Here is a 14,294-nt window from a genome sequence, read left to right on the forward strand (position 1 = left end):
GGATGCTCGACCCGGAAACGGGATCGACCAAGGTCGCCTCGGTTGCGTTCAGCTTCGTACTGTCGTGCACCCGAAGCACCATTCCCTCCGGTTGTCGCACGTACACCGGCCGAGCGGTGACAGCGCCTGTGGCTGCATCCCGGACTGTAACGCGGTAAAACCCTCCAGCATCCGGGCTCAGCCCTCGTAGAACCGTTCCATCCTGTACCGCGTAGCGGCTGTAGACTGCTTGTTCCAATGGCAGCCCAATGGATATTTCCTGTTGGCTTAGACGGGCCAATACCGCTCGGGAGAACGATCCATTTCGTGAGGTACCCATCGCACCACCGATAGGTCGTGGCGCGATGCCGGCGCGGATCAAGTATTTGACGATGTTCAGGTGAAGCGGGATTTGACCGGTCTTGGCTACCCTCAAGTACATCTGCAAAGCGGCATAGCCAGGGGCTACAAACGAAACCACATCCAGGAGCGTTTCGAACGCCATCACGGTCAGGTTGAAAATGGTTTGGTGCAGGATGTTGCGGTTGCTGTTTGAGCGATGATCGGCATGGGCGATTCGAAATCTCACGTGCGCCTCATGCAGCGCTTCAGACAAATTACCGCTGATCAACGCGCCACGGACCAAGGGGCGACCGCTTCGCGTCCCGAAGATTTGTTTCAGTTCTTCAGGATTGTCAGTGGCGATGCGGGAGGAGAAATAGACCTGCCATTCTTCCTGTTGAAGAAGCTGCGCAACACCATCATTGAGATTGGCAAACTCATGGAGATCATCGCCACCGGGACTGTCCGGAAAATAGACGCCAACAGTGCCCTGTATTATCGGCCCGTCCTGATCTGAAAAAATCAACACACCGTCGACACTGGTTGCGTTGCCCAAGGTGCCATGCTGGCCTCCAGCGCCTACCGCTCCACCGAGCAGCAGACTGTAGACGTGTACCTCCCTTCCCTGAACCCTTATGCGATCCTTCGCCAGCAATGATTTGATCACCGCATCCTGCCAGAGCACGACCCGTTTTTCGGTGCGCGCTGGATGGGCAGTGACATCTGTCACGGTCTCTTTGAGTACATCATCACCCTTGAGGGCGGCTTCGTAGCCCTTGAAAGTCATATTGGCCAGGTAAGCGTCCCACCAGGCCTCCTTGTAATCCGGCGCATTCATTTTTTCCCTGAGGTACGTCTCGTAGCGGCCACCGATATCAAGGCTTGTCGCCATCTTGGCAAGCTCAGGCCCCTTCAAAAGAATGAAACGACGGGTCTGGGGATGGCTGATGGGTTGGCCGTCCTGATCGACCAGATAGACCGGCCGGATTTCCTTCATGGCATTGGGGTACTGTGAAGGGCGCGTATTCTCGATCATCAATTGGGTCAGGCTGGTGGCCCGCGAGTCCTTCGAGGTACACGCGCGCCCTTGAAACAGGGTAATCAACGTCCGGTCTGGATCCGGATCAATGTCCTGGTGCAGATGCTCCTGGAGATAAGCGACGATTTTTTCGCGAGTGAACTCCGATAGTGTCTGAACGCGTCTTTTGGCAATTTCGCCTTCCGCGGTCAGCGCCTCCTCTTCGAGGAAGCGATAGATGCGCTTCTGTGCAACCGTCGCGACTTTGTAGGCGCTCGGACGGCTGTTCTTGAACAAGGTTTCGCTTCGGGCGATCAGCACACCGTCGAGCGCCAGCATCGGCAATTCCAGCGCTTGCTCGGCATCCAGCGCAAAGCGGGCCAAATCGAACTGAACCCGTTCCGGTGCTTTCAGAACGGCTTGTAACGCCGCGTACTGAAGATCAAGCAGGTCTTTTGCTGCCTGCTCGAAGACATGTTCGGGAAGCGCCTGGTCAATACTTTTGATTTTGCGCTGCTGCCCTTGATAGACCGGGCTTACCGAATTCACCAACTCGCGGAACTCATCGAACCGCTGTATGCCTCCTTCCATGGAGTACAGGAATAAAACCGGCTGATCACTTTGCTTTATCACCATCGCAGCCGGCCACTTCTGAACCAGGTCGCCGTCCATTTCAAGCATGACTTTGTACACATGGGGACGATGCGCTTGCCTCATCAAACTTCCCCTAGCCGACTCTGAAGGGTGCGTCGTGATGATGCCCAGCAGGCGATCCTCGTCATTGCGCAGGTTCCGCTCTGCCTGGGTTAGCCGTGCAGCGGGGTCTCGATCGGCTTTGTATAAATCGAATAAATACAGGAATCGTTGGGAAAGCCTGAGCACCAGCTCATCTTGCGCGGTGGAGGGGATAACCGGGTCGAGGGCATCTCTCACGGTCTCCTTCGTGCGAAATGCGGCCAGATCATCAAGAAACTGACGCCTCAGGTGAATATGGGTGGTCGGGTTCTCGATATGGAACGCCGACGTCATGGCCGTCAGGATATGCACATCCACCGGGTCGACGAATAGGCTTTCGGTCTCTTGCACCGTGTCCGAGCGACTGAAGAACCCTACGCTTCCCTGGGCGTATACAGGAGGCTCATCAGTGGACAAACAGTCCATCATGACTTCGCTGAAACTCAATGAAGAAACCAATGAGCGCGCCCCGAGCGAATCTGTCGTGAAGTGATTCACATAACAATTGTCCGGGTCGATCGCCAGTAGCGCTGCGCCACGGAATTTGTCCGGTTTGATCTTTTCCCTGATCGAATTGACCAGCAAATTCTTCAGCGCCGTGTCGAACGTGGGCAAGCCTGCGAACAAACGATCCAGATCGGCTTTATGGGTGGCCAGACGTGTGAGCTGTTTGTGGCGAGCCGCTTCTTGAGGGGCGAGCGGGTTATCTTGACTGACGGAATCGGTCTCAAAAGCGAGTCCAGGCCCCCTGTAGCCCGGCGGCACGCCTGCCTGCAACTTCTGCAACAGGCTTCTTGGAAGCACAAAGCCGTCGATACGAAGTGCCGAAAAGTCCCGCTTCATATGGCTTCTGTGGGGATACTCGATCCAATCCTCGCATCGGTTGTAAGCCCCGAGGGAAGCAATAGGCTTGCTTTGATAGGCCTTGAGAAAACCCTGCGTAACAGCGGCACGCAAGGGAACCGATGCGATTTTATCTTCAGCAGCCGAACCAGCGGCTCCAACTTCCCGGTACGTCACACGAAGCGGTGTATCACCCAGCAGTCCCAACGCCAGCAACCACTGATCGGCAAACTTGTGCGGCTCGAATGCATGGCCGTCGGGTAGTGAATGAATAGGCGTAAGCGTGATGCCAGGCGCTTGGAGCGGCACGCCTGGTTCATCGTTAATAAATAAGGTCATGGGGGGGTCCGTTTGTTTATTGAAGAACCCCGACCCTATCCTTCCGTCGCCGCCATGGAGCGATACATATATATAGGCAACCTTGGGCGGCCACATGCATATGTGAATGCGTGTTTCCGCAGCGTTGCCATCGCGTGCCAGCCACGCGATGGCGATCGGATCACTCCGCTTTTGGTGGTCGTCTCGAGGCAAGAAATCGCCTGAGTGATTCGGGTGTGACGCCCTCGTTGGCATACTGCCACGCCCATTCGGGTATTCCGCCGTGATGACTCACGTAGCGCGCGAAGCTCAGGCGGCTGTGCTCCGCCCGGTTGCCCGAAAACCTGAAGCGCCGCAGGAACTGCTGGGCCTCTCCTTGGCTCACCGCGTATGCCCCCAGCAGCAGTTGATGCGCACGCGTTTCCTCGCTTAGCAGACTGTCCACCAATGCGCCCGCGAAAGCCGACTCGGACGCCAGCGAACCAGGCCGCTGGAGCGTTTCGCGAATCAGGTCGTCGCTGTATTGCACGCTGATCAGATCGTCCCAAACGCTTCTGGCGCCCTCGGCTGTGATGCCGGGCATGTTGTAGATTGAGCTCCAGACACCAGGGCTTTGTAACAACAAAGCGACCCGGGTGTTAGAAGGAGACTGTCCTGGCGCGCTGAACAATCTGACGACGGCAGGTAGATCGACATCCACCAGATTGCCCCGAACACCGCCAATGAATCGCATGAAACTCATCAATATCTGCTGGCGGAAAATAATGTCGCGAAGGTTATGGTCGTCGAACGCTCGCATCCAGCTGATATCGATGTCGCCGGTGATCACGACTTCGGTATAACGCGTGACGGTGTAGGCGGCGATGTGTCGAAGCCGCTCATCGGTCAGGCTCGGATCGCGTATCCACTGGGACACCACGCTCAATGGCAGCATGCCGCCCAGGTTGGAAGCGATAACTGGGGACTGCAAAGCGATTTCGGCGCGCCTGAGCAAATCGGGACACCGGCCAAGGGCTACCCTGAGCAAGTCAACGAGGTCTTCGGCGCGGTCATAGTAAATGTACTGATCCATCAACCGCGCATCGTCACTAACAAGCTTGCCTGTTTCGCGCTCAAGTCTGCGCTGGACATCCTTGAGGTCACCCCGATCTATCAGATAAGCGTCCCCCACCAGCTCATCCAACTGTTCATGGCTCATTTCGCCGTGCAAGGCCTGGTCAAACTTGACATAAGCCATGAGATTCCGCGGATGGTGATCGGTCAGTTCCCGGGCCCTCAGGCCGTATTCAAGCATGATGTGCAACACGTCCTGGGAGAGCATGAGGTATTCGTTGTTCATCAGTTCGAGAACTTCACGATCAACAATTGGACCCAATAATATGTCCTCGAAAAACTTGATCAGGTCGTCTTCGTTGGCCAGGTAAAAAGGAAAATCGCTCTGTATCAATTGGCCAGGCGTTCGTGGCGAGAAATGTCTGGCGATGCTATGCAGCATTTCCGGAGGCAAGCTCAAGGATTGTGCATTTCGCAAATAGTCACGCAGCGAAGCTTCGGCGGATGACCGCAAATAATTCATGATCGGTTGGAACAGGTGGTGCGGATTGGGGCCGCCATGAATCATTTGCGTCAGGTCAAGCACTGCCGCCTTTCCCAGAAGTTGCTCCAACGTCGGCGCGTTATCGACAAGCGCCTGCCGTATCCCGGAGACTTGAGGGGCCAAATAATGATGGATCTCTGGATGCTGATCGATGTAATCGGCGGCGGCATCACGCCGCCCTCTTATGGAAAAGTCCCCCTGTAGCCGCCCATCATTCAGGCCGCGAGCAACGGCGTTGAAAAAGCAGTCACCGTCGGCGGGGATCTCCATGACGCGCTTGCCCAAGACCAGGCTGTAATGATTTTGGCCCGTTCGCCGCAGGACAATATCCGTGCTCGCCCTGTCGGGATGAACGCTATTTGGGTATACACGCTCATCCCGCCCTGGGGTGTAGCGCACTGACCATGCGCGCCCGGCGGACATCTCATCGATGAGCAACAAGCTGCGATTCTGCGGCCAACTCGGCATTCGGGTGATGATGGAGGGGACCAGGTCCATGACCTCGTTGTCCCAGTTACCCAAGGTACGGACGGCGTCGGCGATACTTGGGTCAGTCAGGGCAGGCACCTTGGGCTTGGAAGGGTCCGACGGAGGCGGTGTCTGGGAAGGCCGTTTACCCCCGCCCTGGCCGAATCCCACGGCGCGCCATTCGCCATTGGGCATGCGTGCCACGGTACTTCTCATCACACCACTGGAACGGATGTTCAGACCCGTTAATGGATCGACGATCGTGGCCTCGATGGCGGTCATTTTCGTGTGAGCGTGCACGCGAAAAACCGTCCCGTCGGGTTGCCGCACATAGACCTGTGCCGTGCCGTCATTGTTGAGCCTGGGACGATAGAAGCCTTGGGCATCAGGGGCCAGCCCTCGGATCGGCGCCGTATCCTTAACGGCGTAACGATGATAGATCGCTTCCTCCAGTGGCAATCCGGCCAACGCTTCGCCTGCATGTTGACGAGCTTTCACCGCTAGAAACGAGGCTTGGCCCCGTGATGGAATCGTCCAGCCGTGGGCCCTGCCGTGTCCAAGACGGTTAGCCACTTTGTCGATGAAGACCAAGGTATCAAGGTCCCGTGGAACCACACCGCTCCTGAGCACGAACGAGCCGGTTCTCACGGCTCGCTTGAGTAGCTGGACACCCGGCACCGCCAGCACACCTGCCACTTCCAACAGAATATCGACCGTCACCATGAACACCCGGGCAGCGTGGTGACGCCGGACGTCCAGGTTGCTGTTGGACAAGTGATCGGCATGGGCGCTGTGAAAATTTACATAGGCGCGATGAAGCGTTTCCAACAAGTCACCGGTAATCAAGGAACCACGAATCAGCGGCCGACCGCGTCGCTGCGCTGATAAACCCTTCAATTCGTCAGCATCGGGCGCGGAGATTCGCGAACGGAAATACGCCTGCCATTTTTCTTGCAGCAGAAGCGCCCCGACGCCCTCACCCAGATCGGAAAATTCCTGGAAGTCGTCGCCCTCAGGGCTGTCTGGAAAGTACACCCCGACGGGGCCCTTGATTTCCGGTCCGAGCTGATCGGTAAAAATCAGTGCGCCATCCACACTGAGGGCGTTGCCCATCGCCCCATGCTGCCCTCCTGCGCCCACGCTTCCTCCGAGCAGCAGGCCATGGACATGCACTCTTCGCCCGAAGACCTGGGCACGAGCCTCCGCCACCGGAGACTTCAACACGGCGGCCAACCAGAGAGGCACCCGCTTTTGCAGCTTCGGTGGGTTGCCGGTCTTGTCCAGGCCAGTAGCCTTGAACACGCTGTCGCCCTTCAGTCCAGCCTCGTAGCCCTTGAACTTCAAGTTCGCCAGATACGCCGCTTGCCATGCCGCCTTGTATTGCGGTTTGTTCATCTCCTCTCGCAGCAGGATTTCATAGTGACCGCCGACATCCAGGCTCTTGGCCATGCGGGCGAGCTCGCTCCCGGTCAAAGTGATCAGAACGTCATTCTCCGGGTGTCGAATGCGCTGACAGTGCTGGTCGACAAGATAGACGGTCGACACTTCGCTCATCGCCTCCGGATAGTCTGGCGAGCGGAGATTGTCCAGCATCAGCTGGGTCAGGCTGATGGTGCGCGACTGCCTTGGGTTGGCTTTGTTGCCAAAAGACAGCGTGACCTGGGTCCGGTCCGGATCGGGCTTAATGGCCGGGTGCAACGTTTGCTTAAGGTATTGCTTGATCTTCTCCTGAGTGAATTGCACGAGCGTCTGGGCGCGACCACTCAGTTCATAGACCCCCCGGTACACCCGGGCTTCCAGACGACGATAGGTCGCTTGCTCCGACAGTGTCGCGGATGCGTAGTAGACCGGACGGTTGTTTTCGACCCGGGTCAACCGACGCACCGCCAACGGCTCGGAGAGCGATAGCACAGGCAGACTCAGCGCCTCTTCTGCCTGTTGGGCAAACGCCTCCAGGGCCATCGTCCCGTCGATGGGTGTGCTCAGGAATTTCTCGAGCGCTGCGCTTTGCCACTGGAAAAGAGCCGAGGCCGCCACTTCAAACACATGCCCGGACAGCTCGGAGGAGATATTCAGGATCGTGCGTTCCTGCCCGTCATAAAGCGGACTCACCGCGGCGGTCATCGCCTCAACGGACGGGAAGCCCTGCAGGCCGCCTTCCAGGGAATACAAAAACAACCGTTGTCGTTCGGTTTGCTTGATCACCATAGCGGCGGGCCACTGCTGCGGCGTTGCGCGTCCCGTATCGAGCATGACCGCATAAACATGGGGGATGGGCGCTCGCTGCAAGCGCCCCCTGTCGAGCATGGAGGGGTGAGTGCTGATGATGTTCAACAGGCGGTCATCGTCGGCCTGTTGCGTTCGCTCACCCGGTGAGGCAGCCGGCTTGCGGTCGGCTTTGTACAGGTTGCAAAGGTGCAGGAAGCGCCTTGAAAGCAGATGAACGAAGACCGCTTGCGCCGTCGATGAGTCTGCCTTGTCGAGGATGCCCGCCCAGCGCTCGCTGTTGCGAAAGAGACGGAGGTCGTCACGCAATTGCTGCCTCACCGTCTCGTTGGTCGTCGGGCCGGCTATGTAAAACGTCGACTCCATCGCTTGTAGGATTTTGCTATCCGCAGGGCTGGAAAAAATACTGTCAGCTTCGTCCACGGTATCCGGGCGAATGTAGAAACCCACGCCACCGGCCGTATAGGTGGGCGGCGTATCGGCTTTCAAACTGCTACGCATCACGTCGGTAAAACTCTGCGAGTGCGTCAACATGCGCCCGCCATCCGAATCGATGGCGAAGTGATTCACGTAGCAATGATCAGGGTCGATATGTTCAAGCAGCGATGGACGGAGCTTACGCTCGGGTATTTTTTTCTTGATCGAGCTGACCAACAGGCTATTGATCACCGAATCGAAAGTTGGCAGGCCGGCGAATAGAAGCGCCAGGCTCTTCTGGTTGGCGTCCAGCAGCTTCAATTGTCGCAGCTGCTCTTTGCCGGCGGCGCTCAGGTCGTCGTCTGGCATGGGCGTTTCTGTTGGTACAGGCTCGCAGGACGGCTGGCGGTCACCACTCAATGGCGCCGCGCTGGATATCGGGAGGGGGGTGGGTTGATTTGTCGAAGCAGAGGGCATCGGACTGTCCAAGGGTTGATTGGAAAGTCCGGAAACCTAACGCGTCAGTCACGCAGCACGGCCATACATATGTATGGCGTCGCTGTCGCTTTGGGTGAAAATCGTAAGCGGGGATGAACAGGTGGCCAGCCGATGCCTCGGCCAACCGCCACGCCACTCAACCCAATTGTTGCGCCAGGACGGCAATATGCTCCGGCCCGATTCCGCAGCAGCCGCCCAAGTGACTGGCCCCGCGCTTTTGCCAGTCCGCCGCCCATTGCAGATAACCCGGCGGATCCAGGTCCTCACGCAACGGGTCCAACCCGTCGTTGGCGGTCGCCTCCTTGGGCTGCGGCGGAAATGCGTTGGCGTAGGCACCGATGTGGATTTTCACGCCCAGGCGCTCGAACGTCTGCCGCGCGGCATCGATGGCCGCACCGAGCCCCTCCGGCTGGCTGCAGTTGAACAGCAGCGTCTCGACGCCCAGCTCCGCTGCGACTGCCGCGGCATCCGCCACGGGTTCACCGGAACGCAGGCGCGGAACTTCATCCGTGTCCTCGTCTTTCAAGGTGAACGATAGCCTGAATGGCTTGCCATCCTGCGGGATCCCGGCACGTATGGCTCGTGCCTCGACCGTTGAGCTTTGGGTTTCCGCCAGCCACAGGTCAACGTGGGGTGCCAGGCCCGCCACCAAGGGCGTCAGCAGTTCAGCGGCGCGAGACGCATCGAACAGATCGGGACGATAGGAGCCGAACAGCGGCGGCAGCGATCCGGCCACTCGTACGGCCTTGCCTGAAGCCTGCACAGCCCGCCGCGCCAGCTCACCGGCCAAAGCCGCCAGCGCCTGGCCTTCGGCGGCGAAACGCGCCTCACCGATATGGAACGGCACGACGGCGTAGCTGTTGGTGGTGATCACATTGGCACCGCTGGCGATGTAGGCCCCATGAACATCTTCCACGGCCCGGGGCGCTTCGCTCAGTGCCAGCGCCGACCACTCGGGTTGTCGAAACGGCGCGCCACGGCGTTGCAGTTCACGGCCCATGCCGCCATCGAGAATGACTGTTGCTACGCCCATATGCGATTCACTCATAAGCTTATGAAAAATACTCACTACCGGAGTTGTTCTTATAACTATTTAATACGCACCATTCAGAGAACTACAACTTATTTTTCTAACAGGGCCCTCACATGAAATTACAACCATTGCTGGCCCTGGGCCTTACGCTGCTGGCTGCCTCTCCGCAAGCGTTTGCCGGTGCCACGCTGGACCGCATCGAACAGAAAAAAGAGCTGGTTGGCGTGCTGATGGAAAGCTATCCGCCCTTCTCGTTCCTCAACGATCAGAACCAGCTCGACGGTTTCGATGTGGACGTCGCCAAGGCCGTGGCGCAGAAACTGGGGGTGAAGCTGCGCCTGGAAACACCGTCCTGGGACGTCATCGCGGCCGGTCACTGGAGCGGGCGCTATGACATCTGCATCTGCTCCATGACGCCGAGCAAGGCCCGCGCCGAAGTGTTCGACTTCCCGGTGCAGTACTACGCTTCGCCCGCGGTGATCGTGGTCAACGCCAAGGACGACCGTATCCACGGCGCCAAGGACCTGAGCGGCAAGAAAGTCGGCCTCACCAGCGCCTCCAGCTACGAGAGCTACCTGAACAAGAACCTGGTGATCGAAGGCGCCGAGGATACCCAACTGAGTTATCCGTTCGAGGAAGTGCAGATCGCTCCGTACGACACCGACAACGTGGCGTTCCAGGACCTGGGCCTGGGCGCCGGGGTGCGCCTGGACGCGGTGCTGACCAACCTGGTGACCGCCCAGCCGCGCCTGACCGAAGACAAGCGCTTCAAGCTGGCCGGCGATGCGCTCTACTCCGAACCGAACTCGGTGGCCATCGAAAAGGGCGACGCGCAGTGGGACAGCAAGGTGCGTGAAGTCTTTGCCCAGTTGAAACAGGATGGCACCTTGAGCAAACTCTCGCAGAAATGGATCGGCGCCGACATCACTCAATGACTTCTTTTCCACCCCCTCAGCCACCGCCATCGGTGGCTGAATCACGCCTGCAGAAAATCTTCGGTTTTCGCACTCGGCTGTACCTGACCTGGGCGGCGATGTTGGTGCTGTTCGCGAGTTTTTTCCTGAGCTTCGACCTGAAGTTCTCGATCATCCTCGACAAACTGCCAAACCTGCTGGGGCTGCATTTGGCCCCCAATGGCTTTTTACAGGGCGCGGTGCTGACGCTGTTCCTGTGCTTGTGTTCGATCGTAGCCTCATCGTTGCTGGGTTTCATCACTGCCCTGGCGCGACTGTCCAGCAGTGCGGTGGCCTTCGGCATCGCCAGCTTCTACGCGTCGTTCTTTCGCGGCACGCCGCTGCTGATCCAGATCTTGCTGATCTACCTGGGCCTGCCCCAACTGGGCGTGGTCCCTGGCGCCATCGCCGCCGGGATCATCGCCCTGTCGCTGAACTACGGCGCCTACCTGAGCGAAATCTTCCGCGCCGGCATCCTCGGCGTCCCCCACGGCCAACGCGAAGCCTCCCTCGCCCTGGGCCTGGGGGAAACCGTGATCTTCTGGCGCGTCACCCTGCCCCAGGCCATGCGCACCATCATCCCGCCGACCACCAACCAATTCATCTCCATGCTCAAGGATTCCTCGCTGATCTCGGTGATGGGGGTCTGGGAGGTGATGTTTCTGGCGCAGTCTTATGGGCGTTCCAGTTATCGTTATATTGAGATGCTGACTACGGCGGCGATTATTTACTGGTTGATGTCTATTGCGTTGGAGCTGATTCAGGCGCGGATGGAGCGACATTATGGGAAGGCTTATCTGAATAATCGTTGAGTTGGGGGTTTAAGGTTGGTGGGTATATCCGTTGCTGCGGTAACGGCGGCTGGCGGTTTCGCCCTTACGGCGAGTCACTTTCGAAAAGCCCGGAAGCCGGCCCAGTCGAAAGTAACCAAAGCGCTTCTGCCCCACCACTCGGTGCCTCGCTTAGGCTCGGCATGCCCTCACTCCGGCATTGCTCCGTGGGCCCGAGATCAACGTCCACCACGAGGCGGCCTGGTAGCCGACCTGGCTCTTGATGGGAACCGCGTTTCTCCTGTGGGAGCGAGCCTGCTCGCGAAGAGGCCGGCAAGCCCAGCATCCATATAACCGAACCATCGCCATCGCGAGCAGGCTCGCTCCCACATTCAATCTTCAGCGGACACAAAATTCATATCCAACACAGACCTCCTGTGGGAGCGAGCTTGCTCGCGATGAGGCCAGCAAGCCCAATATCCATGTGACTGAGCCACCGCCTTCGCGAGCAGGCTCGCTCCCACATTCAATCTCCAGTGAACACAAAATTCATATCCAACACAGCCCTCCTGTGGGAGCGGGCTTGCTCGCGAAGAGGCCGGCCCATCCAACATCCTCATCGACTGTGACACCGCCTTCGCGAGCAAGCCCGCTCCCACAGGAGAAACGCGGTTCCCATCAAGAACCCGGTCGGCTATCAGGCCGCCTTGCGGTGGACGTCGATCTCGGGCGCCCCGTTAACCATGTGTCCGGTCAGTACACTTCTGAAAGGGCCGTAGGGCAAAGCTCCGGACCATGAAAGCCAACGAACCAACACGCTGATCGCAGCACGAGCAGCCTACAAATTTCATCCGCCGAATCTTTCCCATGGCGAGGAGATGGCTGGCATCGCCGCACAGGGTGAAATTTTTAAAGTGCGACCTCTTTCATCAGAGGTCACATTCGATGCCTACCCAACACGTATTCCTGCCCCAACACCTCGCACTGGCAATAACCTTGGCGCTTGGCGGTGCCGAGGTTTCAATGGCTCAGTCAGTTACCGCAGAAGCCCGCCCCGTTGAAACGACCGCCAAGATGCAGGCGAGGCTCAAGACGTTCGCGGCGGCACCGGATACAAAGATCGAGAGGGTCACCGAAGTTCAGGAAGCGCCCCTGTCGATGGGCGACAGCGACGACCTGGTGATTGTCAGCAAGCAAGGCGATCTTTTCGGGCTTACTGACGGAGGCGGCGGGACTAATGTCCTGCAATTGGATATCGCCAAGGGAGGCGTGATCAATCAGATAAGTAACGTTACCGATCTGCATCTCAAGCAAGGCGAATGGTCCAGCGGCGTCGCTTTCAACGGTGCGCGCCTGGTCGACTCGAAGGCCAAGCTGACCAACACCGGTCAGATTGCGGGTGCGGTGCACGTGCTTGGTGCATTCGATAACCGGGGTACCGTGGCCGGTCCCGTGTTCGTTGGAAGAAACGCCACGTTCAGCGGCAACGGGACGGTCGACGCGCTGGATGTGACCGGCTTGATGAAAGTCGGTCCAGACGTTGGCGCCCCTTCGGTTACCCATGATCTCAAGCTACTCAAGAGCGCGCCGCTGGTTTACGGAATTGACGCGGAAAAAGGCAGCGCCACGATTAAGGTTGGCGGTACCGCGACGCTGGGCAATGCGACATTGAAAATCCCCGCCATACCCGGTGAATTCGTCGACACGAACAGGCGAGTCGTGATCGACGCGGGTAAGGTGGTGGGGAAGTTTGGGAAGATCGAAAATGAGCTCGTCTTCCTGACAGCAACACCTGACTATACAGAAACAGAAGTAGGGCTGATTTTCGAACGTAACAACATTCCATTAAAAATTGCCGCGACCAACGAAAACGCTGAAGAGTTTGTAGAGAGTCTGCCTGGACCGAAACTGGCCAAACCAACGCCGCTGGAATCCGAGGCCACGGCTATGCAACCTCCGACCGTCGAGTCGCCAGCCGAACGTCCTGCATCAAAACCCACCGCATCTCCAATCGTTGCCAGCGCCAAACTAAAACCAGCGACCCAATCGACAGCCACCAAGCCAGCTCCAAAACCCAACGCCGCCATCGCTGCCCTACTCGGCACCAACATGGCCACAGCCGCCGATGCCATCGACCAACTGGGCGGCTACGACACTGCAGATCTAGGCAATGCCACCCTGAGCAGCGTCGCACCGATCAGCTCGGGAATGCTTTCCGCCATGAGCCTGAATACACCTGAGGGCGAACATGGCAACGACCAGGTCTGGGTCCAGGCCATCGGAAACAACGGCAGCCTCGCCAAGCAATTGGGCAACTTTGCCCTCAAGCATTCCACCAAGGGCCTGATGCTGGGAACCGATTGGGCTGTCAGCTCCAATTGGCGGTTGGGTGTCATCGGCAGCAAGACCCAGACACGACTGGACAGCTATCAATTCGAGGGAGCGCTCGACAGTTGGCTCGTAGGCGCCTATGCCGTGCGCCAGGAAGGACCGCTGGCGCTGCGCCTGGGTGCCGTCCATGGCAGTCATGACGGCAGCACCAAGCGCCATGTCGCGTTCAATGGTTTCAAGGATCACCTCAAGGGTCGTTACGCCGCCACGACGCAACAGGTCTTTGGACAGGTTGGCTACAACCTGGACGTCGGTCATTTCGATATCGAACCCTATGCCCAAGTGGGTTACCAGCGCTATCAACGCGATGCCTATTCAGAAAAAGGTGACGATGCTGCATTGCGGTACAACGGCCAGGCGCAGGAGCACTACAGCAGCGACCTCGGCTTGCGCCTCGCTCGCCCTTTTGTGTTCGACCAAGGCATGCGGTTGACACCACGCGTCGATGTCGGCTGGAAGCACCTATACGGCGACATCAGGGGCGGCTCCCATCAACGCTTGGTTAATGGCGGCAATACCTACACCATCAAAGGCGTCGAACTGGACCGTGACAGCTTGCTCTTGCAAGCGGGATTGGAACTGGCCGTATCGCCAGGTCACACCCTAGGGTTGAATTACAGCGCGGAAACGGGCCAGGACAACCATAACGGTGCGTTGACCGGGCAATGGCGGATGATGTTCTGACGGGCGAAAAAAAGGGGAGCAC

Annotated in this window: 6 protein-coding genes; 3 read left to right on the top strand and 3 right to left on the bottom strand. The window is 58.3% G+C overall.

What is annotated here, in order from left to right:
• From HGO40_RS24580 to HGO40_RS24590, 3 genes are all read right to left on the bottom strand, one after another.
• On the bottom strand, nucleotides 1-3,256 hold a 3,256-nt coding region (locus HGO40_RS24580; protein WP_250965135.1), incomplete at its 3' end, for a dermonecrotic toxin domain-containing protein.
• A gap of 160 nt (nucleotides 3,257-3,416) precedes the next feature.
• Nucleotides 3,417-8,312: a dermonecrotic toxin domain-containing protein gene (locus tag HGO40_RS24585; protein WP_250965136.1), complete on the bottom strand. Its 4,896-nt coding sequence runs from the start codon at nucleotides 8,310-8,312 to the stop codon at nucleotides 3,417-3,419.
• 265 nt (nucleotides 8,313-8,577) lie between these two features.
• Nucleotides 8,578-9,474 carry a homocysteine S-methyltransferase family protein gene (locus tag HGO40_RS24590; RefSeq protein WP_250965137.1) on the bottom strand — a complete coding sequence of 299 codons (897 nt, stop codon included), beginning with the start codon at nucleotides 9,472-9,474 and terminating at the stop codon, nucleotides 8,578-8,580.
• Nucleotides 9,475-9,587: 113 nt separating this feature from the next.
• On the opposite strand from HGO40_RS24590, the gene HGO40_RS24595 reads away from it, so the two are divergent.
• The 3 genes from HGO40_RS24595 to HGO40_RS24605 all read left to right on the top strand — a co-directional run bounded on the left by HGO40_RS24595 (nucleotide 9,588) and on the right by HGO40_RS24605 (nucleotide 14,272).
• Nucleotides 9,588-10,409, top strand: coding sequence for an ABC transporter substrate-binding protein (locus HGO40_RS24595; protein WP_250965138.1), 822 nt, complete (start codon nucleotides 9,588-9,590; stop codon nucleotides 10,407-10,409).
• Nucleotides 10,406-11,239, top strand: a complete 834-nt coding sequence (locus HGO40_RS24600) for an amino acid ABC transporter permease (RefSeq protein ID WP_250965139.1) — start codon at nucleotides 10,406-10,408, stop codon at nucleotides 11,237-11,239. The genes HGO40_RS24595 and HGO40_RS24600 overlap by 4 nt, the downstream gene beginning before the upstream one ends.
• Before the next feature lie 903 nt (nucleotides 11,240-12,142).
• Nucleotides 12,143-14,272 carry an autotransporter outer membrane beta-barrel domain-containing protein gene (locus HGO40_RS24605; RefSeq protein ID WP_250965140.1) on the top strand — a complete coding sequence of 710 codons (2,130 nt, stop codon included), beginning with the start codon at nucleotides 12,143-12,145 and terminating at the stop codon, nucleotides 14,270-14,272.
• Nucleotides 14,273-14,294 lie beyond the last annotated feature (22 nt).

Origin of the sequence: Pseudomonas sp. CG7, assembly GCF_023701885.1 — a bacterium.
Classification (GTDB): Bacteria; Pseudomonadota; Gammaproteobacteria; order Pseudomonadales; family Pseudomonadaceae; genus Aquipseudomonas; species Aquipseudomonas zanjanensis.

Bases quoted from the DNA above. Each gene is read 5' to 3' on its own strand.
- HGO40_RS24585 (WP_250965136.1), bottom strand. From the start codon at position 8,312: ATGCCAGACGACGACCTGAGCGCCGCCGGCAAAGAGCAGCTGCGACAA.
- HGO40_RS24590 (WP_250965137.1), bottom strand. From the start codon at position 9,474: ATGGGCGTAGCAACAGTCATTCTCGATGGCGGCATGGGCCGTGAACTG.
- HGO40_RS24595 (WP_250965138.1), top strand. From the start codon at position 9,588: ATGAAATTACAACCATTGCTGGCCCTGGGCCTTACGCTGCTGGCTGCC.
- HGO40_RS24600 (WP_250965139.1), top strand. From the start codon at position 10,406: ATGACTTCTTTTCCACCCCCTCAGCCACCGCCATCGGTGGCTGAATCA.
- HGO40_RS24605 (WP_250965140.1), top strand. From the start codon at position 12,143: ATGCCTACCCAACACGTATTCCTGCCCCAACACCTCGCACTGGCAATA.